This window comes from Rummeliibacillus sp. G93 (assembly GCF_023515935.1).
In the GTDB taxonomy this organism is placed as follows: domain Bacteria; phylum Bacillota; class Bacilli; order Bacillales_A; family Planococcaceae; genus Rummeliibacillus; species Rummeliibacillus stabekisii.
Genome location: NZ_CP097314.1, coordinates 2,563,641 through 2,585,777 on the forward strand (window position 1 = coordinate 2,563,641; position 22,137 = coordinate 2,585,777).

The window sequence follows — 22,137 nt, forward strand, 5'->3', positions numbered from 1 at the left end:
TTCGCAACTTATAAGAGTTATGTACCCCATAATAAGAAATACTGCGCATTTTCACTAAATATGTATCCTTTCCTAAAATTTCCGAATGCTCTCTTTTTTATTTTACTGGAAATTTCACGAAAATGATATTTGTTGTTAAAGCAAAACGAATGTATACTTAAAGATAGTGGTTTTTTGTTATTATTACAGCTCACTTCTATCATTTGTAAAAATATTAGTTTTGGGCATATTGTTATTCTACAGTTTATGTTAAAGGGGGAGATTTTAATGGGCAGGCTACTCATCATTTCGCTTAGCTTTATCGCAATGACCGTTTTTAGCGTTATGGCAAATTTGATGCCATTGAACGGTTATACAACAAGTGAAATCTCCAACCGCTATACCGTCCTTTTTAGCCCTGCTGGATATGTTTCTGTAATTAAAATCTTTATTTATATTATTTTAGGTTTGTGGGTTTACCTGCAATGGAAAAAACGGCAGGCACAGCAGAACATAACGGGAGTGCAAACAGCCTTATTTTCTTTCAGTGCTCTATTTAATATTTTATGGCTTTACTTGTGGCATTATGAATATTTCACATGGTCTATTATTGCCATATTGTTGATGGTTTTGTCGTTAATTGGGCTATATTTTACATATCCTAATTGGCAAAATACTTGGAGTGGGCGAATTCCTATTTCTTTATTCCTAGCTTGGGAAAGTATCATTGCATTTATGAATATTGCATTTCTATTTACACATAATCACTGGAATTTCTTAAGTTTAAGCGATCCTTTATGGACAGTTATCGCACTTACTGTTGGCACAGCAGCAGCACTCCATTTGCGATATCACCATGACGACTATGTTTTTCCTATCGTATATATTTGGACATTTATCGGTATAGCATTTAAGAACGGCTTTGATGAATTGCTCGTTTCGACTGCTGCTTTATTTTTAAGTGGCGTCCTGCTCGTTGGAATTTTACTAATTAAAAAAACAAAGCCCTCTGAATAATCAGAAGGGCTTTGTTTTTTAATCTAACTTTGTTGTAATAATAGGCACACCATTAGTGACAATAATGGTATGTTCAAGCTGAGCAACAAGAGATTTGTCTGGCGTTACAAATGTCCAGCCATCACCTGCTTCAACAATATGCTCCGCTTTTTGTGAGATAAATGGTTCTACAGCTAAAACCATACCTTCTTTCAACATTGTACGTTCCCAAGCATCAAAATAGTTAAGAACGTGTTGTGGTTCTTCATGAAGAGAGCGCCCAATTCCATGTCCTGTCAGATTCATGATGACGTTTAAGCCGTGATCACGCGCCTCACGCTCTACTGCTTTGCCGATTTGGTTTAGTTTAGAACCTGCTTTAACTTTCGTCATAGCACGTTCGAATGCACTTGATGCTACATCACAGATTTTTTGGATATCTGCATTATCCACATCTCCTACGATAAACGAAATGCCGGTATCTGCATAATAACCATCCACATGTCCAGACACATCAATGTTAATCAAATCGCCTGCTTTTAATTTATAATTGTTCGGGATGCCGTGTGCTACTTGTTCATTGACGCTTAAGCATGTGTATCCTGGAAAATCATATTCTGCTTTAGGTCCAGAAACCGCACCTTTCTCGTCAAATAGCTTTCCAGCCAAATCATCCAATTCTTTAGTCGTTACCCCTGGCTTGGCCGCTTCTTTTAAAGCCTCACGAATTTCGGCCATAGCACGGCCAGCTTTCATCAAAGCATCTATTTCTTCTTGCGTTTTTGCAATCATGTAAAACGATCCCTTCTGATTAATCTCGCTATTTAACTATACCACAAAATTCTGTGATGAAGTGAAAACCGGCTCAGTGGAGGTTTCTCTATTCCCCCTCATAACCTGCTAACCAAACAGCTACTTAGAATTTAAAAATGCGAGGTAAATTAAGTATACTTTTCTAAATTAACATATGCGTTTCTATAGAAATAAGTGCTTGCGCTTTAAGAAAAAACCGCCGTTCAAAATGTTCGGCTCATAGGAAACAACAAAAGCAGATGGGGCTATTTTTGTAATGCAATCTCGGAAATACCTTTCCTCTTTTCTCTTGGCAATCACTTTCAAACAGAGACGTTCCCCATCTTTACCATTACCAATCCATGCTGTGACGCCAAAGCCTTCATCCCTCAATTTGCTAACCAACCCCTGCTGTTCTCTGTCAACAATCACATCAAAGATCATATAACCTAGCGCTAGTTTGCTTTCAATGAGACCACCAGAATAAACGCCTAATCCCCATCCTACGCAATAAGCTAATATATTGAGCGGACGGTCTAAATTATCCAGCACAATCTTCAACCCCATCAAATAGATAAAGACCTCTGCTACAGACATCAGGGATGCTACAATTCGATATCCTTTTATCACAAGAATCATCCGCAATGTTACCAGTGTCATATAAACAATATTGATAATAATAATTAGTAAAAGCATCTCCAACAGATTCACCCCGCAATCAATTATTAGTATGTAGATTTATTACAATCCATACCCAGTCATGAAACTAAAAAAACGAATTGAGTTCCGTTACGATTCGCTAGTATTAGCAAACTTTATTAAAGAAGATCGGAATAAATACGATAAAATTGTTATAGAATTTTTAGGTAATCAAATCTTATAAACTTTTAGCTTCTGCCGAAGAAGATACCTTAAAACAAGAAGGGTGGAAATTATATGAAGAATAGACTTGATCCACTAGAAGCAGCCTTACAGTTTGTTGAAAAACATTTTCATAATTGTCAGGGAGCTATCTTAGCTGGGAGTGTTGTTCGAGGACAAGCAACTGAAACTTCTGATTTAGATATCATCATATTTGACAAAAGTTTTCCTTTTTCTTATCGTGAGTCCCTTATTGAATTTGGATGGAATATTGAACTGTTTGTTCATAATTTGAAGTCTTATCGTTTCTTTTTTGTAAGTGATTGTAAAGAAGGAAGGCCTACAATGCCAAGAATGGTAAGTGAGGGCAAAATTTTAAAAGATACAGGAGTATTATCGGCTATTAGAAAGGAAGCCAAAGACTTAATAGAACAAGGGCCAGAAGATTGGACAAAAGAAACAATGGACATAAAGCGATATTTTGTTACGGATGTGTTAGATGATTTAATCGGTTGTCAAAATAGAGCTGAAGGCATTTTTATTGCGAGCACACTCAGCGAATTAGTTAGTGAATTCATCCTTCGAAGTAATGGCAAATGGATTGGTACATCAAAATGGGTTTATCGTTCATTAGTTCATCATGACAAGAAACTTGCAAACGAATTTGTTGAAGCATTCGACGCATATTATAAATCAAATGATATTGGTAAGATTGTATGCCTGACTGATCAAGTCCTTCAACCATTTGGTGGAAGATTATTTGAAGGCTTCTCTTTAGGAAAATAACCTAATAAATAAAAACGCTCAGAATGTATCTGAGCGTTTGTTCATTGTATTGCTAATACCAAGACGAATTCTTAATGTAATTAGCAGTCTTCCCTCATTAATTTTTCGGGTTAGCTATTCGTGGCGCAGACTTAAAGAGCAGCGCAACGACAATAATCGTTAAAATAATAGCAGGAATCATATAAGAGCCGTTGTACACAATAGAGTACCAATATACATTTTGCTTTCCTGCATATTCAGCAAAGAACACGATTCCCGCCAATGTATGTGCTGCATATTTTAATAATCCGCCAATAAATGTTCCAATTGTTATAGCAACGATCATTTTGCCAGTTTGGCCACGTCGGTTGGCAGCAATCATCATTCCTCGCATCACACCAGCTAAGCCTACAGCTGTAAATGCAAAGAAATAATCGATGAAGCCTTGCAAAGGCGTTAACACATAGGCGCCCCCTATTAACACTTGCAATCCGCCAATTAATAGCCCTGTAACGAGTCCAGCCATTGTCCCCCAACGAAATGCCATCAGTACAATCGGAACCATTACAAGGCTAATAGAACCGCCCTGTGGCCATAGACTAAAGGACAGCTTATCCAATACAAATCCGATTGCTGCAAATATGGCGATTTCAATCATCATTAATAAACGTTTCTTATTCAATATACTTCCTCCCGTATTTCGATGCAGCCCACTCTTGCCTAAAGCGTATTCCCGTAAACAAGTATTCCAGAAGATTTCCACCCAAATAAAAAACGACATTAGGATAGCCCTAACATCGAAATAAGTCGGTCTCTATCCACATTCCTACGCAAGCATTAACTTACAGGTTCAAAGGGTTAGAATTTCGGATTCACTCTCAGCCGCCCATTTGCGGCTCCCCTCGTGGTCGATACATCAGTATTTAATTGAACACATTTATTGTACTTGATTTGATTTTAAATTGCCATGGTAATTTTCATCTTTCTGAATCTTTCAGTGAGCCCTGTGCGTATGTATAGATATATGGAGGTGTCAAAATTGGAATTGGAAAACAATAATAACCGTGTAATCTCTTCTTTGTGTTATTTTAGTATATTTTTTGCTGGATTTATCTTGCCCGTCATCGTGTATTTTGCTGTAAAGGAACAAGAAGTGAAAAGGCATGCTAAGCGCGCCTTACTCTCTCACCTTCTTCTTCTGGTCCCTACCATTATTGGCGTCATTATATTTATGGCCGTGGTGGCTGGAGCCGGTTTTTATAGTTATTCATTTGAAACAGGGAGTCCAGATGCATCGTCCAATGATGGTATGTGGATTATGGGAGCATGGCTTATCTTTATTGTTGTAGAAGCTATCCTTTCGCTAGGCGTGTTCATTTGGAATATTGTACAAGGAATTAAAGTACTCAAAGTTTAAAATACTGTTAATATGGCTATTAGTTAAATATACACAAGCTCATCAATGAATGGAGTGCTACTATATGCAATTACGAAAAGTAATAAAAACTGTAATCAAAATCGCACCAGTTGTTTATCCAATCATCTTAAAAGTGATTGATGCAAGACATGATAAAAAAGCAATGAAAAAATAATCACTAAAAACGCCGTATTCTCTGTGGAATACGGCGTTTTTTTATATGAACTTTAAGTTGAGATTAAAAGGTATAGCAACACCTAAGCATGACTACTTAAAATGCCCAGCTGCCATTGCGGAAAATAGGCTCAACTGTACCGTCTGCTAGAACGCCGTCGATATCCATTTCTCCGCTACCAATCATGAAGTCTTCATGAGTAATTGATGTATTAATACCTTTTTCTTCGAGCTCCTCTTTTGTCAGGCTGCTTCCACCTTCATAGCATGTCGGATAAGCTTCGCCAATCGCCAGGTGGTTAGAGGCATTTTCATCGAAAAGCGTATTGTAGTAAAGAATATTTGATGCAGAGATAGGCGACTCATGTGGTACAAGAGCAACTTCGCCAAGGTACTTAGAACCTTCATCCGCTTTGACTAATTCTTGCAGCAAATCATGACCAACCTCTGCTTCAGCTTTTACAATCTTTCCACCTTCGAATGTCAGCTTAAATTGATCGATAACATTACCTTGGAAAACAAGCGGTTTTGTATTCGATACAAAGCCGTTCACACCGTATTTTGATGGCATTGTGTACACTTCTTCTGTTGGCATATTTGCTACAAACGAAGAACCAGCAGGTGTATGGCTCGCACCTGTGCACCAAATATGCTTATCTGGCAATTCAATTGTTAAATCAGTGCCAGGCGCTTTATAATGCAGCTTTTGATAACGTTTTGCGTTTAAAAGATCTGCTCTCGCATCTAGGTTTTTCAAATGTTGTTCCCAGTTGTCTACAGCATTTCCTTCACCAATATGAACCGTTTTGAAGATCGCTTCCCATAATGCTGGCAGCTGCTCTTCTTCTTTTAAATCAGAGAATACTTTTGCAGCCCATTTCTTCGATGGTACAGCAATAATAGACCACGCAATCTTGTCGTTCATCACTGCATCGCGATAGTTTTCAAGCGCTTTGCCTGATGCTTTTTGCTGTGCGGATAGTTTTTCAACTGGCACTCCCGTAAGGTTATCCGGATCTTGCGCATCAATCCACAAAAGAGCACCCCCACGCTCAATCAACTCATCTCGTTGTTCACTGATCCAGCGTGGAAATTTAGCAAATTCATCAGCTGGTGCATTGTCGTAAAAAGCGCGGTCAATCACATCATCTGAAAAATTAACCGTTACGCGTGCAGCCCCTGCTTCATACGCTTTTTTTGCCACTAATCTTGTAAATTCAACTGTCTCTGTTGTTGTATTGATTAACATGGTTTGACCCTTTTGTATATTTGCGCCCACTCTTACTGTAAGCTCAGCAAATTGTTCTAGCTTCTCTTCAAACGTCATATTATTTCCCTCTTTTCTTTGCGTGATAAGGTTTCTTCCCATCGCCCTTGTTTTTTCTGTTTGCATTTGTACCATTCGTTGAATAGCGTTTATTCCCTTTGTTAGGTTTGGCTTCTGCCTTTCCCTCTTTTAATTGGCCATTTGACCAATTTTTCTCAACTGGCTCAATTTCTAATTCTCTCATGCGTTTTAGATATGCTTGTTCTTCATGATGTGCAAGTAATGTAAGTACTTCCCCGCTATTGCCAGCTCTTCCTGTTCTGCCTGAACGGTGGATATATTGCTCTTTTGTGAATGGCACGTTGACATGAATAACATGTGTTAGCCCCTCTATATCTAAGCCCCTTGCCGCAATATCTGTAGCGAGAAGGACGCGCGCATCACCCTTGCGGAAACGTTCAATCGCTGATTTTCTTTCCTCTTTTTTCATCTCAGAATGCAAGGCTACAATCGGCGCATTGCGAAAACCTAGCTTTGATTCTTTCATCATCACTTGGTCTAAGTTATTGATAAAAGCTAGTCCACGCAACCCTGAAAGGTTTGACAGTTTTCGCAATAGTTCTGTCTTATCTCGTTCCTCTATTTTTATGAAGGAATGTTCGACCTTACCGCTTGCTGGAACCTCTGTTGCTGCTATTTTGATGCGTACCGGATCATGAAGCATTCTATTTGCCACAAGCTCAATTTCTTCTGTTACCGTTGCAGACACCACAGCTACTTGTCTGCCATGAGCTGCTCCATCTATAAAGCCTTTTACGATAACACGATAATCCCGACTTAATAGTTGGTCCCCTTCATCTAAAACAATCATGTTAATTTCATGCAATTTTAGTTTTTTGCTTGTAATAAGTTCATTTAAACGTCCTGGCGTTCCTACAACTATCGTTGGCTTTTTCTTTAGCTTTTCAATTTGGCGTTGTGGATTTGCACCGCCAATCAAAGGGACTACAGTAATATTTGTGCCAGCAATCCATGTACGGATCACCTCTACGATTTGCATGCACAACTCTTGCGATGGAGCTACAATAAGGGCTTGAGTTGCCTTTTTAGCACCATCTACCTTTTGTAAAATCGGCAACAGATACGCTAACGTTTTACCTGTTCCTGTAGGAGACTCAGCTACTACATCTTTTCCCTCCAAAAATGCTTCTACCATCTGCTCTTGAATGGGCATTGTAGATGGAAACTTCCATTTTTGCTGTAAATCTTCATTTAATAAATCTAAAAATGCCATAATGCCTGCACCTTCTTTCTTTTTCTAATGTATGTAACGCCCGCCTCTGTAGACGGGCCCTTTAAATTCCTAAGAAAAGTTTTATACTAATCCGCTAACTCATAGCCGCAGCTTTCGATTGCACGCTCTGCAAGCACGACAAGCGCATCGATATATCGATTATCAAGCGCTAAAGAACGGTTTACAACTGACAGCTCTGTACATCCTAGAATGATATAATCACAAGCTGCTTTCTTCATCTCATCCTCGATTGGCTGCCAAACTGATTTTGATATCATTTTGCCTGCCTTCACATGATCGTAGATAATAGACATCAAGCGCTTTTGCAATTTTTCATCTGGAACAACCGGTTCAAGACCTTCTTGGACTAAAGCTTCTTGATATAAGTTCGACGAAAGTGTTCCTGTTGTAGCAAGTATCCCCACACGTTTTGCTTGAAGCTGCTTTGCCTTTTTAGCTGTCTCCCGAATCATATGCAAAATCGGTACCTTTGTTTCCTTTTGCAATTCATCGTAAAAGTAGTGTGCTGTGTTGCAAGGAATAACAATTCGTTCCGCTCCAGCATTCACTAGTTTTTTTGCATCTTCCGCCATAAAAGGAAGCGGGCTAGCCTGTGTCTGATCAAGGATAAATGCTGTCCGGTCTGGAATGCGCGTATCATTATCGATAATAAAGTGCATATGCTCTTGGTCGCTAAACGCCTTTGTTCTTCTTACAATGGTTTCTCCGAGTAGCATCGTTGCAAGCGGCCCAACCCCGCCAATAATCCCCAGTACTAACTTGTCCATTTCTTATGACAAACCTTTTTTGTTAAAGTATTTTTTGTACTTGCGATAATAATTCAGACTGTTCAACGTTAGTTTGATCCAACGTTTCCAGTTCATGTCCTCTTTGTAGAACAGCGAGTTGGTTGATTTGCCCTCTTGGATTAGCTTACGCGCTTTTGCTTTAAGCTCTTTATTTTCTGCATATTTGAACAGTACGCCATTTGGAATAATGGTCCAAAGATGCTCATTTTGCGCATATGTGCACTCTTGTTCAAGATGCAGCATTCGGTCATCTGCTACATATTGCATTAAGTTGTAGCCAGCAGCAGTCACATAGTAGCTGCTTCGACCGTTACGTAAATTGATTTCAAATAATTTATACTTGCCGTCACGTTCATCATACTTCATATCAAAGTTGGCGATACCAGTAAAGCCGATATCCTCTAAGAAATAACGCACTTGGTCAAGAAGCTCTTTATCATATGTCGAAATGATTGCTGCATAGCTTCCAATTCCTTCTGGTGTATGCTCTTCTAAAATTGGATTTCCTAAACACATTAATTTTACTTTGCCGTCTGTTGCAACATAAGCATTTAAAACACGCATATAGGAATCATCACCTGGAATGTATTCTTGGATGATTAAATGATCTTTATACGACGAACTGTATATCGCTTTTAAAATCGCATCTTTTTCCGCTTCATCCTGTGCTAAGAATACTTTCTTTTTGCCCGGGAATTCGCAAGCCCAATATGCGACTGAGTTTGATGCCTTGATAATAATGGGGTAGTTGAATTTCACTTCAAAGTTTTCATGCGTTTCATATGTGCATGTGTCTGTTTTCGGATAACTAAATTGATATTGATCGCATATTTTATAAAAGTTTTCTTTTAACAAAATACGGTCCATCAACGCTTCATCAATATATGGAACGGTAAAATGCTCCTCTAGGGCAGGTTTATTTTTAATAATAAGTTTGACATAGTCATCGCCGCATCCCATAAGAAGCAATTTTTGGTCTCTATATTCTTTTGCAATTTTCTTCATCTCTTCTAGGAAGTTCTCTTTTAGGTTGGGAACTTGTCTGAAATGGAGTATACGGCTATTTTGTGTTGCTGTTAAATGTGCTCGGCCGACCACAATGGGCTTAATGCCGTATGCTTCATAGAATGAGCGAGCCATGCCATAGGCGTTCATATCTGAGCCGATTAATATAGGTAAAAATGGTTGTTTTGCCAACGCTGATCATCTCACTTAATTTCTTATTTTAATGCCATTAGTGTACCATATTTTCATTTATATCACGAATATACGAATAGATTTGCTTTAGTGTTTCTTAAGAGCTATTGCTTGCTTGCCTAAGTCTTTATAACTCGCAAAAAACTTGGACGCGGAATGTGATACATAACCGTGCAATGGATCCATTACAATGACCTTTCCATCATCGTAACCTGTAAGCACCACAACATGCAGATTACGGTACATGGACATTTTTTTCATGGTTCCCTCGATATACCAGCCTTCCTTTGTTTGTGGCTTAGTTAAATCGAGTGTTACCCACATCATGACAGGGATGCCCTGTTTGACAGTACTAATAATCTTCTGCTTGCTTGCGCCTGTGAGGTTTTGTACCTGAATATCTGCATGATAATCCTTTGATACTTTCTTCGCTGCTTTTTCAATTACTTTAGCAAACACATAGGTACCTGTATTCACATTAGCTGGATCACCAGCATATGCTTTTGCCGGGTCAGGGCCTATTCGTTTGCCGTCACGATTAATTAATGGCTGTGTAGGCAAGTAATTGCGAGCCATCTTTACTTTAGACAAGTTTAGACCATAATAATTGAATGCTGCGGTCATTGCAGTTATTTCACATCCGTGAGGAAGCTCAGGTTTTTGCAGAACAACAGGCACGTCCATTGCTTTATCTTCTTGATTGTAGGTTTCCAGAACCACATAAGTTGTATCATCTTTAATCTTAATCACTTTGGAGACATTCGCTGTTTCTTCGTTCTTAAAATCCTCATGTGAGGGGATGAACAAATACCTGCGATTCCTCTCCAAATGTAACGTCAATTCGCCTTCACTGTTCCCAATTGCAGTGGTAATTAATTTGTCTGTATCTAAGTCACGGACGATTACCTTTGTATTGGGTATGGGTTCTCTGCTCCCAAAGGCGACGGTCAACACTTTTATGCCCTCATCCTGCTCTCCCTCTTTTGCTGGAAATACACTGCTGCAACCGCTTAGATAAACGGAAAAAAGCAATATAAAGCAAAAGAGGAGCACATGCCGAGGCATTATACTTCTCTTTAACATGCATAACATCCTTTTATATCCCGGATAACAGGCATCAGGGACCGACCCCTACCATTTAAGCTAATGATAAGGGTCGGTGAATTGTTGCCTGTATGCCCAACTGGAACACTCAATCAGGTACACTGATTAGATTGCAATTTATAGGGAAAGGGAATATTAGCCAAAATATTTGTTGTACCATACTAGGAACATATAGATTGTCCATACTTTACGTTGGTTTTTCGCTTTTCCTTCGTAATGGTCTGTTAATAATTGAACGATTGCTTGTTGATCAAAGAATTGTGCTGCAACTGGCGATTCAAAAGCCTCTTTAATTTTGTTGAAGTATTTGTCTTCTTGCAGCCAAAGTCTGATAGGCACAGGGAACCCGATTTTTTTGCGGTTTGCCCATTCTGATGGTAATGCACGTTCTGAAGCTTTACGGAAAGCAAATTTTGTATCTTGTTCATTGACACGGTAGCGTGATGGCACTTTAGATGCTACTTTCATAACTTCACGGTCAAGGAATGGTACACGCAATTCAATAGAATGCGCCATACTCATTTTATCTGCTTTCAATAAAATGTCGTCTACTAACCATAAATTCAAATCTAGCAATTGTTTTTTCGTTAAATCATCTTCACCTGCAGCTTTTTTATAAACAGGCATTACTAAGTCTTCTACAGTAGGCGCATGATTGTAACGATCTGCCAATATCTCAGTCGCTTCTTTTTCTTCAAAGATATGCGCTTGTCCAATAAATGTTTGCTCTACTGGTAGACCTCCGCGCATTAAGAAGTGTTTGCCTCTAAGTTCAGGCAAAACTTTAGCTACTTCTGCAATTGGACGACGAATTAATTGAGGTATTTTTTTATATTTACGCATAGAAGGTGTTTCATCATACTCTGCATAACCACCGAATAATTCATCTGCACCTTCCCCAGACAATACAACTGTCACGTGTTTACGTGCTAATTCTGCTAAGAAATAAAGTGGAACGATAGAGGGATTAGAATGTGGTTCATCCATCATATATTGAATTTCATCTAATTTATTGAAGCAAACTTCAGGATCAAGTACTTCATTAATATTTTCGATACCTAATTCAGTTGATAATTCTTTTGCATTATCAATTTCAGAAAAGTTTTGTGCACTGAAACCAACTGAGAAAGTTTTATCCGGTTTTAATACAGAAGCTACATAGCTTGAGTCAACACCAGATGATAAGAATGAACCCACTTGAACATTTGGATCTGAAAATTCATGTGCTTTAATAGAGTCGCGGACAGTGTCATCGATCTCATCGACAATCTCATCAAGAGGACGTTCTTCCGGATGGAATTTTGGTTCCCAATAACGTGTCACTTCTAACTTGCCATCTTCAAAAGTCAAATAATGAGCTGCTGGCAATTTGAATACACCTTTAAAGAAAGTTTCATTCAATACAGGGAATTGGAATGTTAAATAAGGTTTTAATGCTTTTTCATTCAATGTTTTCTCAAAATGCGGATGAGGCAAGAAACTCTTAATTTCAGAGCCAAATAATAGCGTTCCATTCATATGTGCATAATAGAAAGGTTTAATACCGAACATATCACGTGCAGCGAATAAGCGCTTTTTATTGCGATCCCAGATCACAAAAGCAAACATACCACGTAGCTTTTGGACAAGCTTAGGGCCGTATTCTTCATACCCATGGATCAATACTTCACTATCTGTATCCGTTTTAAACGTATGACCACAAGCAAGAAGATCTTCTCTAATTTCCTGGAAGTTATAGATTTCACCATTAAAAATTAATACTAATGATTGGTCTTCATTATAAAGCGGTTGGCTGCCGTGCTCTACATCAATAATACTAAGACGACGGAATCCAAGAGCTGCTAGTCCATCTGTAAAGTCTCCCGCTGAATCCGGGCCGCGGTGTATAATTTGGTTCATCATATTTTCTAGTACAAGGCCAGGGTTTGAAACCTCACCGATAAATCCTGTAAATCCACACATATTTAATATCTCCTATCTATATCAATTCACTTTAATTCATGTTTTAGCCAATGTCATTGACAACTTTCGACATCTCTTGATTATACTCTATTTTTCCATTTATATGTACCCTTACATACCGAAAAAGATTGCCACTGAGTAGCAATCCGTTAATTTGTCCGTTTTTTATATTCTTTCTTCAAAACTTCCAATGAAACTTGGTAAAGTTGCAGATCTTGCAGCTTGAATACACCAAGCTTCATTAGGTTATCTATTAGATCATCTTTTTTTTGTTCTTCTTCGATTGTTGATTGCTTATTCATGCTGTATCTCCTCTTAACATTAATGCCATTTAAACTTTCCCCATCTTGAAGTTTATTTAAACTCTTCTTTTGAATTTTTCTTTCAGCCAAGGCATTCTTTTAACTAGTTGGTGATAAACCAGAAAACCCAATAGAGCGCCTAACGTATTAAGCCATAAATCATCAACATCTGTGCTTCGGTACTGGGGAAGTTGCATCGTTTCAATAAAAAGGGATAAACAAAATCCGACGATCAATAAATAGAAGAATTTTTCCATTTTCCGCCATAACATTGGAAGAAGAAATCCAATGGGCATAAAAATAGCGATATTCCCGAGAAAGTTAATAAAAAACGGTTGCCATAAACCTAAATAATGGATGGCGTTATATACATCTGTGAATACACGAAACAAATGGAGATTGATTCCTAAAGAATCGGTATCCGTGATTCGCTTTTCCGCATAGCTAAAGCTAACGCCATTTTTAGGGATTATGGTTTCATAAAACAAGCCCACTAAATAAATCCCAAAAATAATTATTCCTGCTTCACGAAGCGGATTACGTTGAGAGGCCTTTTGTTTTCTTTTCATCCGTAAACGAATGAAAATAACAAAGGGTACAGCAATCATCATAACAATTAGCATATCAAGTGTGTATTGAAGTATATAAGACAACTTCTTCACTCATTTCTCTCTATCTAACAGGACAAATTATATAACATTAGGTTGCGTGCTCACCATAAATATCTCTAATAAAATTGGATTTTTAAGAAAGATAGAACTACTTCCCTACGTTACAGCACTAACTTCCTACTATTTTATTTTGTTAGGTATGGGGCTTTTCTTGAAAGAATTACCTCTTTAAGTGATTCTAATTTTTCAATCACAGTTTGCGAACAAGCTTCCAATTCAGCTAAATATTTTTCTGCAAGTTGATTCTTGTTAGCGTTATAAGCATTTATGGCCAATTTTGCGATTTCATGTACTTGTTCATGTGGTATTTTTAATTCCTTAAATGCAGGTTCATCTCCAAGCAATTCTCTGCCCATTCCATCATACCATTCACCAAGCCGTGATTCTTTGTGCGTTCCAATATCCTCGACGCTCAATTGTTCAAAACCGCTAAGTAGATTGTAGATACGCCAACGCCAGAGCAGATGATCGGTAATAGCTAGTGATATCACATCTTCTTGGCTGATAATAAAGTTCTTTGAAATGGTATTTGTACGATAATCAATAATCATTTTGCTAAGTGTATAAATGATTTCTCCCGTTGTGTGGGATAATTCTTTGCTTTTCACAGCATGCTCAGCAATATTGCGTATCCTGTCTACGATTTCATTAGCAGCGGTAGCTTGCTGCTTAGAGGCTGAAGCGACATCTTCGATATTTTCACCTTGATCTTGTAGGTTTTCATTCAAAGCAGCTAATGTCTTTGTAATGCCTGTTGCTTCAAGGGAGCCAATATGTAAATCTTCTGCTGATTTAGTTGTTAATTCATTAATCTTTTTTGTAGTAATTAAGAGCTTTTGAATGTCTTCATGCACAGACTTAACAGAGATCTTTGTATGATCTGCCAGTTTTCTTACTTCCTCTGCTACAATGGCAAAACCTTTACCAGCCTCTCCTGCTCTTGCGGCTTCAATCGATGCATTTAATGCAAGTAGGTTTGTCTGTTCCGCTAGGTCTTGAATAAATTTTACCAGCTGAGAGACATTATTGACTGTACTAACCAAATCTGAGACATGTTCATTAACGCTTCCTTGACCTTCATCTGTTACTGCTAGCAACTCTTGTACTGATTGTAACGAGCTAATACCTTTATTCAATTCCTTCAATGCTGTTTGCGTGTCATAGGTGATGTGTTGGATAGATGAAGATGCTTCTTCTATACCCGCTTCTAATTGTTCCATCGCTTCATTTACAACCATGACGTTTTGCATTTGAATTTCTTGAAAATCCCTCAAATCCTTAATCTGATCAAGCCTAGTATTATAGGAAATAATCTCGCCTAATCCATCTACAATAGAGTTTGCTTGTATTTCTATATAGGTCTCAACAATGATTTGCTGGTCTATACTTACTAACGTTTCATAAGCTAAAAGGACATCCATTGCCTTTTCAATGTCTCGGCTATACTTTTTAATAATCAGTGGAATAATCATTTGATTGATATAGGTATATGCTGAAATCATCCAATCTGGCAATACACCAATTTTCGCATGTGTATGCGCGATTTTACGGCGATCAAAAATATATTGTAAATCCAAGTCGTCCTGGAAAAGGCTACGGAAGTGCCGGTCAAAGGTTATTTTTAGACGATCAACATGTGAATACATATCGATTATTTCTTTAAACTCTGGAATAGCCATTAAATGTTCGTAGAAGCTCGTCAAGATTTTTTCGTGATGTTCAATATACAGGTCGCATAAATCTTTTACCGCTTCCCTCCTAATAGAGGAAAGTCCCAAAAAATCAAGTTTGCGCTGAAATCTTTCATTGGCGACAAGATCGGTACCAGGTGTGGAAGAGAAATATTGATAGTGTTTTTTTAACTTTGGAAACATAAGATGATCCTCCTTCGTTTTCAGCAACACACCCTATATATTTATTCAAAAGCAACAAGAAATTATGTCTATAGGGAACGTATTCCCCTTATTATAATGGAGTTCTAACCACTTTAATACAACTTTATATCTAGTTTTTTTACACTATTTACATAGTGTTTTAGGTAACAATCATTAAAAAAGGAGCCATTTTTAATGGCTCCCTACTTAAAATCATATTTATGATGCAAAAAACATAACTGTTGGAACAAAAGATAAAACAAAGAATAAAGCATACCAGCCAGAGACTCTTTTCAATGAAAAGCTACGTCTCTTTTTCTCTGCGTAAAACGCATCGAAGAATACTGCGCAAACCAACGGAATGCTCATGCAATATACGGCTATTAGGATAAGATCATTAAAATTCATTTTGGCATCCCCCTTTAATTTAAACGTTCAATTGTGACAACTTTATGTCTATATAATACGCTAGTCGGACACAAAATGTCAACAATTCATTCACAAATTGGACAAATTTATTTTTCCAAGGACTTATTTATAGAATAAGTACCCAGAAACAGCAATTAAAAAGCAAAAAAGCAGGCCTGCCTTAAATAAGATTAGTATTCATTTTTATAAATAATTATAATTTGATTAACAAATAGAAAGTGAGGAGATGATGTAATGATTATAATGATAAATGGAGCATTTGGTGTGGGTAAGACTACTATTGCAAATACGCTTCAAAACGAAATTGAACATAGCATGATATATGACCCTGAAGAGATAGGTTATATGTTAAGAAATGTTATTCCTATTGATATAAAGAGAACAGAATCCATTACAGGAGACTTTCAAGATTTAGAATTATGGAAAGAGTTAACTGTTGATGTGGCAAAAAGGTTAATTACAAAATATAAGATTAATCTTATCGTGCCAATGACGATTAGGAAAATAGAATACTTTCGTTTCATTTACAACGGATTTAAAAGTATTGATGATCAAACCTATCATTTTTGTTTGAGTGCAAGTAAAGAGACAATTTACGAAAGGTTAAGATTACGTGGAGAGGAAGAAGGCAACTGGTGTTTTCAACAAACCGATAAATGTTTAGAGGCCTACAATCAATATGATTTTGGAGAGTATATAGATACAGAAAAGGCTAGTATCATTGAAATCATTCAAGAAATAAAAGAAAAGTTAAGCCTTTTTTAAACTAAATTATTTCTAATTAACTAGTAATATGTTTATACAATACATACGAATAATTTTCCAAATGAAAGTGTGAGAATACCGGTATATACAGATAATTTATTAACCTGTATACCTACATTCTATTTATCATTCCTATACTAAGGGGTTTTATTTGAAAAAGATCTTCAACAATCATAATCCAATTGAATATATTAAAGGTTTGTTTGACAAAACAAGCCTTTTCTTTTTGTTTAAAGAATACTTCAATAATTTAATATCATTGAAAATAAAAATTCTCTGTATTACTATATATCATAGTAATCTTATAAGAATAATTAAAATGCAGGTGTAGATACAGAATCAATTTCAATAAATGGATGGCCTTTTGTCCTGTGAGATGAATTGACATTATGAATGATTAAAAATTTCACATTTCGTTAATACACTATTGTAAAGGTTTTTGAAATGGATTTAGAAGAATTGAAAATGGTATTGAAAGGTGGCTTTAGAATGAACTACTATCATTCTATTCTTGACTTAGTCGGAAAAACTCCAATCGTTAAGTTGAATAAAATTCCCCAAGCAACTGGAGCAGAAGTCTTTATTAAATTAGAGTCTTTTAATCCTGGAGGGAGCGTAAAAGACCGTGCAGCTCTCAATATGATTACAAGAGCTGAAAAAGAAGGAAAACTCATTCCTGGTAAGAGCACAATCATTGAGCCGACGTCAGGAAATACAGGAATTGGTCTTGCTATGGTGTGTGCAGTAAAAGGTTACCCCTGCATCATTACGATGCCTGATAATGCAACAAAGGAACGTATTAAAATTATGAAAGCATATGGTGCGGAGGTTCATTTGACTCCATCCGAATTTCGGATGCAAGGTTCTATCGATGAGGCTATACGTCTCTCAAAAGACATTCCAGATAGCTTCATTCCTATGCAATTTGATAACCAAGCTAATGCGGATGCCCATCGTAAAACAACTGCTGTGGAAATCCTAGATACATTTGATGGTTCATTGGATGCCTTTGTCTTAACAGCAGGTACAGGTGGCACAGTAACTGGCACAGGTGAAGAGCTAAAAAAACAGTTGCCTGATTTAAAAATCTACGTAGTAGAGCCAGCGGGTTCACCAGTTCTTTCTGGCGGCCAACCTGGACCGCATAAAATTCCTGGCACAGGCCCTGGGTTTGTCCCTTCTATTTTAAACCGAGATATCTATGATGATATTCTTCATATTGAAGATGAAGATGCTACAGTCATGGCACGCCGCCTTGCAGCGGAAGAAGGTATTTTTGTTGGCGCTTCAGGTGCTGCTTCAGCCTTTATGGCAGTTCAAGTAGCTAAAAAGCTGCCACCTACTGCTAAAGTGCTTTGCATTGCACCAGACACAGGCGAGCGTTATTTATCATCCGATTTATTTGAAGACTAATAATCAAAAACCCAAGAATCAAGTATTCTTGGGTTTTTCAATCTCTTTATTTCTTGCCTTCCTATGCACTTCTCGATTCTGCTAACTTCAATAAATAGTATTGCTCCTCCTTTGCCATATGTTCTGCCATGGGTGCTGTAAAGCTGCTTAATACTTCTGCACTTAGCTCGTGTTCCTCTAACTCTAGCAAAAATGTTTTAAACAAATTCATTTCAACGTCTACTTCATTATTAAATCGTTTCAACGCTGGGAAAGAATCTATATTAGCCTGTAAAAAAGTAGTTAACTCCACTGCCTTTAAATAAAACTGTTCAAAATGCTGAGTGAACAAATGGCTTTTTTCTTTTAGCCTCTTTTCCACTCCATCCATATTATCGTTTATTGTTCCCGCATGCCCATAAGCATCTCTCAACCATAATAAGTGATGGTGCAACTCATGAAAAATGGGCGGAACTTCTCCTTTTTCTAAATAACCCAAAACATTCTGGTACTCTTCTAGCTCCAGCACCATATGTCCAATAAACGAAGGGGTTAAATGAATTCCTATCTTGCCTTCTAACTGACGTCTAATTATATCGAATTTGAATTGCTTTAATTGCTCTGCTGCTTCATTGGCCTCACTTGCAAAGCTTGGCGCACTTGCAATATCTAATGTCTTTACTTTTCCATGAAGCTCCTTAAAACGCTTGATAAAACCTTTTGCCTTCTCAATCGCTTCTTTTTCAGATTCATATAACGAGTCACGAATAAATTGACCATGATTCATTAGGATTTCTAGCCAAAAGTCATGTTCATACACTGCACTTTTTAAATAATCAGCGACCTCTATCACTCCTTCAAAATCACTCTACCCTCAGTCTATTGTGATGAAGGATTGTACTATGTATAAATTTATACAATCTTTTTTACTAAGCTCTTAAAAACAATCTAAAAAAATATTTTACTCAAAAACAAAAGGATGTTATAATTTTATCGTGTTAGCATACTAGTGTACTAAAGTATAAATAAAAATCTATTAAGCAAGGGGTCTGAAATATGAAACGTTTATCCATGCTTTTCCTTACATCCATTATGCTGCTAGGCATACTTGCTGGATGTTCCAGCAAATCAAGTTCTGATTCAAAAACATTGACCATCGGTGTAGATGACTCATTCGCGCCAATGGGCTTTCGAGATAAAGATAATAACTTAGTAGGCTTTGATATCGACTATGCAAAAGCTGCTGCGAAGAAAATGGGCTATAAAGTAGATATTCAGCCTATTGAATGGAAAGCGAAAGAATCCGAATTAAATAGCGGACGTATTGACTTAATCTGGAATGGTTATACCATTACGGACGAAAGAAAGAAAAAAGTAGACTTTTCTAAACCTTATCTAAAAAATGCGCAAGTCGTTGCAACGCTAGCTAAAACAGACCTTTCTTCATTAGAAGATTTAAAGGGCAAAATCGTCGGTCTGCAAGCTCAATCTTCTGCTGCGGACGCTTTAGATGCGAGCCCTGTTAAAGCTACTCTCAAAAGTACTAGTGAGTATGCAAATAATGTAATGGCATTAAATGATCTGAAAAGCGGTCGAACAGATGCCGTGATTATTGATGAAGTGGTAATTGATTATTATATGGCCAAAGATCCTGACACATTTAAAGTATTAGATGAATCGCTATCACCTGAAGAATATGGTGTCGGTGTGAAAAAAGGCAATGAAAAGCTGTTAAATAAACTTCAAAAGGCTTTAGACAGTATGAACGAAGACGGTACTGCGAAGAAAATTTCAAACAAATGGTTCGGCGAGGATAAGGTGTTAAAGTAACAACAATAAAGAAATGATTCTCCCTTTATTTTGAGGCTTGGGTGCCCATTCCTTAAACATGCTATTCGTATAGGAAGAATTGCTTTCGCTGTGCGGACAATAGGCGCGCGAGCCTTATAGGAGGAAATGACATGAGTTTAGATTATATCCTGACGATTCTAAAGCCAATGCTTCAAGGATCTCAAATGACGCTATTATTATTTATCATAGCCATTGTGCTATCCATTCCGCTTGGGTTTTTATTAACATTAGCTGTCAACAGCAGCATCAAACTGCTTTCCTTATTAGCCCAAGCTTATATTTATATCATGCGGGGCACGCCGCTTTTGCTACAATTATTAATTATTTGTTTTGGTTTACCGATGATACCGGGAATCGGACAATATTTAGTATTAGACCGTTTTACTGCAGCGTGTATCGGATTCATCCTAAATTACGCGGCATACTTTGCAGAGATATTCCGAGGTGGTTTATTGGCTATCGATAAAGGCCAATATGAAGCAGCTCAAGTACTGGGCTTAAACAAGTTCCAAACTACAGTGCGTGTTATTCTGCCACAAATGTTTCGGATTGCCATCCCATCGCTTGCAAATGAATCTGTGACATTAATTAAAGATACAGCTCTTTTATATGCAGTCGCTGTACCAGAATTATTACATTTTGCGGAAACAGCTGTAAATCGGGACTTCACTATTGTGCCATTCTTTATAGCTGGCATTATTTATTTAATCATGACACTAATCTTAACACTGCTTTTCAAGTGGATCGAGCGACGGTTTACATTTGAATAGAGAGGAGCAATTGATATGGCAATAATGGAAGTGACCAATCTAAAGAAAACATTTGGCGATCTAGAAGTATTAAAAAGTATCACCTTTGATGTACAAAAAAACGAAGTGGTAGCCGTTATCGGTCCCTCTGGTTCAGGAAAAAGTACTATGCTCAGAAGCTTGGTGCACCTTGAAAAAATAGATGATGGCACTATCAATATTGATGGTGAATATCTCGTAAATAAAGGTGCTTATGCCTCACCTTCAGATTTAAAGAAAGCATCTACCAAAATGGGCATGGTGTTTCAACATTTCAATCTCTTTCCTCATTTAACGGTAAAGGAAAATTTAGAAATGGCACCTAAGCTTGTAAAGAAAGAATCTGCTCAAGAGCTTAGTCGTCGCAGTATGGAATTGTTAGAAAAAGTAGGCATGGCAGATAAAGCATCTGCCTATCCCTCTAACCTATCAGGCGGCCAAAAACAGCGTGTGGCGATCGCAAGAGCCCTCATGATGCAGCCGGACATTCTGTTGTTTGACGAACCAACGTCTGCACTAGACCCTGAGCTTACAGGAGAAGTGTTAAGCGTTATGAAAGAATTGGCTAAAGAGCAAATGACGATGATTGTGGTAACGCATGAAATGGGATTTGCACGTGAAGTCGCAAATCGTGTCCTCTTTATGGATCAAGGTGAAATCCTGGAGGCAGGCACACCCGAAGAAGTCTTTGACAACCCACAATTTGAACGGACAAAAGCATTTTTGCGCCGGAATTTAAAATAATCCATTTAAAAAGTTGGCCAACAAATAGTTGTGGCCAACTTTTTTTATTAATCTTCTAAGTATGGTGGATGGACAACGAGCACATCGCAGTTTGCAGTGCGGACAATCGCATTGGTAACACTACCGACTAAGAAGCGCTCTACCGCATTTAGTCCTGTTGCACCGCAAATAATTAAGTCAGCTTCCACTTGTTTAGCAATATCCCCTGTGATAGCTGTTTTAGGTGAGCCGTATTCAACCATTAAATTAACATCTGAAACGCCAGCCGTTTCTGCTTCTTTGTAGCCTTCTAATAGACTTTTAGCAAATTGTTCTGCATTTCTTTGTTCATCTGTTAGGTTATAAGAGTCTAATACAGCGTACGCTCTTGAATCGATGATATTCACCAAGTGTAGCTTAGCTTGGTTACGTTTAGCGATTTCAACGCCCTTTTTTAAGGCATACTCAGCTTCTTTAGAGCCATCAATACCTATAAGTATGTTTTTGTAATTTCCAATCATTTCATTTTCCCCCTTTTCTTTTTCAATTTATACCCTTTTTCAAGTTATTTCAAATCAGAGATAGAACAGCTCAGACGTTTTTTAGTATTTGTGTATTTTTTAAAACATTTCACTTTATTACATTTGCATAACTGCTTTTCTATTACGCCATACTAGGGATGAAGATAAGAAATCTGGCAAGAGGAGTGTTATACAGTTGGCTAA

The 22,137-nt window shown here is 37.5% G+C and carries 23 protein-coding genes and 1 riboswitch; of the genes, 8 read left to right on the top strand and 15 right to left on the bottom strand.

Going from position 1 to position 22,137, the window contains the following annotated elements; genetic code table 11:
• Positions 1-267: 267 nt before the first annotated feature.
• Positions 268-996 carry a tryptophan-rich sensory protein gene (locus M2M59_RS12965; protein WP_249774775.1) on the top strand — a complete coding sequence of 243 codons (729 nt, stop codon included), beginning with the start codon at positions 268-270 and terminating at the stop codon, positions 994-996.
• Between the two features lie 18 nt (positions 997-1,014).
• Here the strand turns inward: M2M59_RS12965 and map are convergent, their stop codons facing one another.
• Both map and M2M59_RS12975 read right to left on the bottom strand, forming a co-directional pair.
• Positions 1,015-1,767: a type I methionyl aminopeptidase gene (gene map / locus M2M59_RS12970; RefSeq protein ID WP_249774776.1), complete on the bottom strand. Its 753-nt coding sequence runs from the start codon at positions 1,765-1,767 to the stop codon at positions 1,015-1,017.
• Positions 1,768-1,950: 183 nt separating this feature from the next.
• A complete protein-coding gene (locus M2M59_RS12975; protein ID WP_147197348.1) occupies positions 1,951-2,463 on the bottom strand; it encodes a DUF2179 domain-containing protein in 513 nt (170 codons plus the stop codon).
• A 240-nt stretch (positions 2,464-2,703) separates the two neighbouring features.
• Here M2M59_RS12975 and M2M59_RS12980 point away from each other — a divergent pair, with 240 nt between their 5' ends.
• A complete protein-coding gene (locus tag M2M59_RS12980; RefSeq protein ID WP_249774777.1) occupies positions 2,704-3,414 on the top strand; it encodes a nucleotidyltransferase domain-containing protein in 711 nt (236 codons plus the stop codon).
• A gap of 97 nt (positions 3,415-3,511) precedes the next feature.
• Here the strand turns inward: M2M59_RS12980 and thiT are convergent, their stop codons facing one another.
• Positions 3,512-4,075, bottom strand: a complete 564-nt coding sequence (thiT, locus tag M2M59_RS12985) for an energy-coupled thiamine transporter ThiT (protein ID WP_147197224.1) — start codon at positions 4,073-4,075, stop codon at positions 3,512-3,514.
• Positions 4,076-4,199: 124 nt separating this feature from the next.
• A riboswitch (TPP riboswitch) is annotated at positions 4,200-4,306 on the bottom strand.
• A 126-nt stretch (positions 4,307-4,432) separates the two neighbouring features.
• On the opposite strand from thiT, the gene M2M59_RS12990 reads away from it, so the two are divergent.
• Positions 4,433-4,810 carry a magnetosome magnetite crystal formation protein family gene (locus M2M59_RS12990; protein ID WP_066789768.1) on the top strand — a complete coding sequence of 126 codons (378 nt, stop codon included), beginning with the start codon at positions 4,433-4,435 and terminating at the stop codon, positions 4,808-4,810.
• A gap of 271 nt (positions 4,811-5,081) precedes the next feature.
• On the opposite strand, the gene M2M59_RS12995 is transcribed toward M2M59_RS12990, so the two are convergent.
• From M2M59_RS12995 to M2M59_RS13040, 10 genes are all read right to left on the bottom strand, one after another.
• Positions 5,082-6,311 carry an aminopeptidase gene (locus M2M59_RS12995; protein ID WP_249774778.1) on the bottom strand — a complete coding sequence of 410 codons (1,230 nt, stop codon included), beginning with the start codon at positions 6,309-6,311 and terminating at the stop codon, positions 5,082-5,084.
• 1 nt (position 6,312) lies between these two features.
• Entirely contained in the window at positions 6,313-7,545 is a 1,233-nt protein-coding gene (locus M2M59_RS13000) for a DEAD/DEAH box helicase (protein WP_249774779.1), read from the bottom strand.
• Positions 7,546-7,631: 86 nt separating this feature from the next.
• A complete protein-coding gene (locus M2M59_RS13005) occupies positions 7,632-8,333 on the bottom strand; it encodes a cysteate racemase (protein ID WP_249774780.1) in 702 nt (233 codons plus the stop codon).
• Between the two features lie 3 nt (positions 8,334-8,336).
• Positions 8,337-9,509: a carboxylate--amine ligase gene (locus M2M59_RS13010; protein WP_066791933.1), complete on the bottom strand. Its 1,173-nt coding sequence runs from the start codon at positions 9,507-9,509 to the stop codon at positions 8,337-8,339.
• A gap of 129 nt (positions 9,510-9,638) precedes the next feature.
• Positions 9,639-10,634 carry a C39 family peptidase gene (locus M2M59_RS13015; protein WP_249774781.1) on the bottom strand — a complete coding sequence of 332 codons (996 nt, stop codon included), beginning with the start codon at positions 10,632-10,634 and terminating at the stop codon, positions 9,639-9,641.
• Between the two features lie 156 nt (positions 10,635-10,790).
• Positions 10,791-12,617, bottom strand: a complete 1,827-nt coding sequence (asnB, locus tag M2M59_RS13020; RefSeq protein WP_066789777.1) for an asparagine synthase (glutamine-hydrolyzing) — start codon at positions 12,615-12,617, stop codon at positions 10,791-10,793.
• 149 nt (positions 12,618-12,766) lie between these two features.
• Positions 12,767-12,919, bottom strand: a complete 153-nt coding sequence (locus M2M59_RS13025) for a Fur-regulated basic protein FbpA (protein ID WP_084246948.1) — start codon at positions 12,917-12,919, stop codon at positions 12,767-12,769.
• A 56-nt stretch (positions 12,920-12,975) separates the two neighbouring features.
• Positions 12,976-13,530 carry a VanZ family protein gene (locus tag M2M59_RS13030; RefSeq protein WP_249774782.1) on the bottom strand — a complete coding sequence of 185 codons (555 nt, stop codon included), beginning with the start codon at positions 13,528-13,530 and terminating at the stop codon, positions 12,976-12,978.
• A 185-nt stretch (positions 13,531-13,715) separates the two neighbouring features.
• Positions 13,716-15,464 carry a protoglobin domain-containing protein gene (locus M2M59_RS13035; RefSeq protein ID WP_249774783.1) on the bottom strand — a complete coding sequence of 583 codons (1,749 nt, stop codon included), beginning with the start codon at positions 15,462-15,464 and terminating at the stop codon, positions 13,716-13,718.
• Between the two features lie 219 nt (positions 15,465-15,683).
• Positions 15,684-15,872, bottom strand: coding sequence for a hypothetical protein (locus M2M59_RS13040; protein WP_066789788.1), 189 nt, complete (start codon positions 15,870-15,872; stop codon positions 15,684-15,686).
• Between the two features lie 255 nt (positions 15,873-16,127).
• Here M2M59_RS13040 and M2M59_RS13045 point away from each other — a divergent pair, with 255 nt between their 5' ends.
• The gene (locus M2M59_RS13045) at positions 16,128-16,658 is read left to right on the top strand and encodes an AAA family ATPase (RefSeq protein WP_249774784.1); all 531 of its coding nucleotides are present in this window, start codon (positions 16,128-16,130) and stop codon (positions 16,656-16,658) included.
• Positions 16,659-17,147: 489 nt separating this feature from the next.
• Positions 17,148-18,071, top strand: a complete 924-nt coding sequence (gene cysK, locus M2M59_RS13050; protein ID WP_249774785.1) for a cysteine synthase A — start codon at positions 17,148-17,150, stop codon at positions 18,069-18,071.
• 61 nt (positions 18,072-18,132) lie between these two features.
• On the opposite strand, the gene M2M59_RS13055 is transcribed toward cysK, so the two are convergent.
• The gene (locus tag M2M59_RS13055; RefSeq protein ID WP_249776019.1) at positions 18,133-18,837 is read right to left on the bottom strand and encodes a DUF2935 domain-containing protein; all 705 of its coding nucleotides are present in this window, start codon (positions 18,835-18,837) and stop codon (positions 18,133-18,135) included.
• Between the two features lie 269 nt (positions 18,838-19,106).
• Between M2M59_RS13055 and M2M59_RS13060 the strand changes: the two genes are divergently transcribed.
• From M2M59_RS13060 to M2M59_RS13070, 3 genes are all read left to right on the top strand, one after another.
• Complete coding sequence (locus tag M2M59_RS13060; protein WP_249774786.1) at positions 19,107-19,880, top strand: amino acid ABC transporter substrate-binding protein; 774 nt, start codon at positions 19,107-19,109, stop codon at positions 19,878-19,880.
• A gap of 131 nt (positions 19,881-20,011) precedes the next feature.
• Positions 20,012-20,671 (top strand): amino acid ABC transporter permease, encoded by a 660-nt coding sequence (locus M2M59_RS13065; protein ID WP_066789802.1) that lies wholly within the window; start codon positions 20,012-20,014, stop codon positions 20,669-20,671.
• A gap of 15 nt (positions 20,672-20,686) precedes the next feature.
• Entirely contained in the window at positions 20,687-21,433 is a 747-nt protein-coding gene (locus tag M2M59_RS13070; RefSeq protein WP_305882084.1) for an amino acid ABC transporter ATP-binding protein, read from the top strand.
• A 47-nt stretch (positions 21,434-21,480) separates the two neighbouring features.
• On the opposite strand, the gene M2M59_RS13075 is transcribed toward M2M59_RS13070, so the two are convergent.
• Positions 21,481-21,933 (bottom strand): universal stress protein, encoded by a 453-nt coding sequence (locus M2M59_RS13075; protein WP_066789814.1) that lies wholly within the window; start codon positions 21,931-21,933, stop codon positions 21,481-21,483.
• Positions 21,934-22,137 lie beyond the last annotated feature (204 nt).

What these genes read in the sequence shown, in the direction of transcription:
- M2M59_RS12965 (WP_249774775.1), top strand. Translation starts at nt 268, where the DNA reads ATGGGCAGGCTACTCATCATTTCGCTTAGCTTTATCGCAATGACCGTT.
- map (WP_249774776.1), bottom strand. Translation starts at nt 1,767, where the DNA reads ATGATTGCAAAAACGCAAGAAGAAATAGATGCTTTGATGAAAGCTGGC.
- M2M59_RS12975 (WP_147197348.1), bottom strand. Translation starts at nt 2,463, where the DNA reads ATGCTTTTACTAATTATTATTATCAATATTGTTTATATGACACTGGTA.
- M2M59_RS12980 (WP_249774777.1), top strand. Translation starts at nt 2,704, where the DNA reads ATGAAGAATAGACTTGATCCACTAGAAGCAGCCTTACAGTTTGTTGAA.
- M2M59_RS12995 (WP_249774778.1), bottom strand. Translation starts at nt 6,311, where the DNA reads ATGACGTTTGAAGAGAAGCTAGAACAATTTGCTGAGCTTACAGTAAGA.
- M2M59_RS13000 (WP_249774779.1), bottom strand. Translation starts at nt 7,545, where the DNA reads ATGGCATTTTTAGATTTATTAAATGAAGATTTACAGCAAAAATGGAAG.
- M2M59_RS13005 (WP_249774780.1), bottom strand. Translation starts at nt 8,333, where the DNA reads ATGGACAAGTTAGTACTGGGGATTATTGGCGGGGTTGGGCCGCTTGCA.
- M2M59_RS13010 (WP_066791933.1), bottom strand. Translation starts at nt 9,509, where the DNA reads ATGAACGCCTATGGCATGGCTCGCTCATTCTATGAAGCATACGGCATT.
- M2M59_RS13015 (WP_249774781.1), bottom strand. Translation starts at nt 10,634, where the DNA reads ATGTTAAAGAGAAGTATAATGCCTCGGCATGTGCTCCTCTTTTGCTTT.
- asnB (WP_066789777.1), bottom strand. Translation starts at nt 12,617, where the DNA reads ATGTGTGGATTTACAGGATTTATCGGTGAGGTTTCAAACCCTGGCCTT.
- M2M59_RS13025 (WP_084246948.1), bottom strand. Translation starts at nt 12,919, where the DNA reads ATGAATAAGCAATCAACAATCGAAGAAGAACAAAAAAAAGATGATCTA.
- M2M59_RS13030 (WP_249774782.1), bottom strand. Translation starts at nt 13,530, where the DNA reads ATGATGATTGCTGTACCCTTTGTTATTTTCATTCGTTTACGGATGAAA.
- M2M59_RS13035 (WP_249774783.1), bottom strand. Translation starts at nt 15,464, where the DNA reads ATGTTTCCAAAGTTAAAAAAACACTATCAATATTTCTCTTCCACACCT.
- M2M59_RS13040 (WP_066789788.1), bottom strand. Translation starts at nt 15,872, where the DNA reads ATGAATTTTAATGATCTTATCCTAATAGCCGTATATTGCATGAGCATT.
- M2M59_RS13045 (WP_249774784.1), top strand. Translation starts at nt 16,128, where the DNA reads ATGATTATAATGATAAATGGAGCATTTGGTGTGGGTAAGACTACTATT.
- cysK (WP_249774785.1), top strand. Translation starts at nt 17,148, where the DNA reads ATGAACTACTATCATTCTATTCTTGACTTAGTCGGAAAAACTCCAATC.
- M2M59_RS13055 (WP_249776019.1), bottom strand. Translation starts at nt 18,837, where the DNA reads ATGAATCATGGTCAATTTATTCGTGACTCGTTATATGAATCTGAAAAA.
- M2M59_RS13060 (WP_249774786.1), top strand. Translation starts at nt 19,107, where the DNA reads ATGAAACGTTTATCCATGCTTTTCCTTACATCCATTATGCTGCTAGGC.
- M2M59_RS13065 (WP_066789802.1), top strand. Translation starts at nt 20,012, where the DNA reads ATGAGTTTAGATTATATCCTGACGATTCTAAAGCCAATGCTTCAAGGA.
- M2M59_RS13070 (WP_305882084.1), top strand. Translation starts at nt 20,687, where the DNA reads ATGGCAATAATGGAAGTGACCAATCTAAAGAAAACATTTGGCGATCTA.
- M2M59_RS13075 (WP_066789814.1), bottom strand. Translation starts at nt 21,933, where the DNA reads ATGATTGGAAATTACAAAAACATACTTATAGGTATTGATGGCTCTAAA.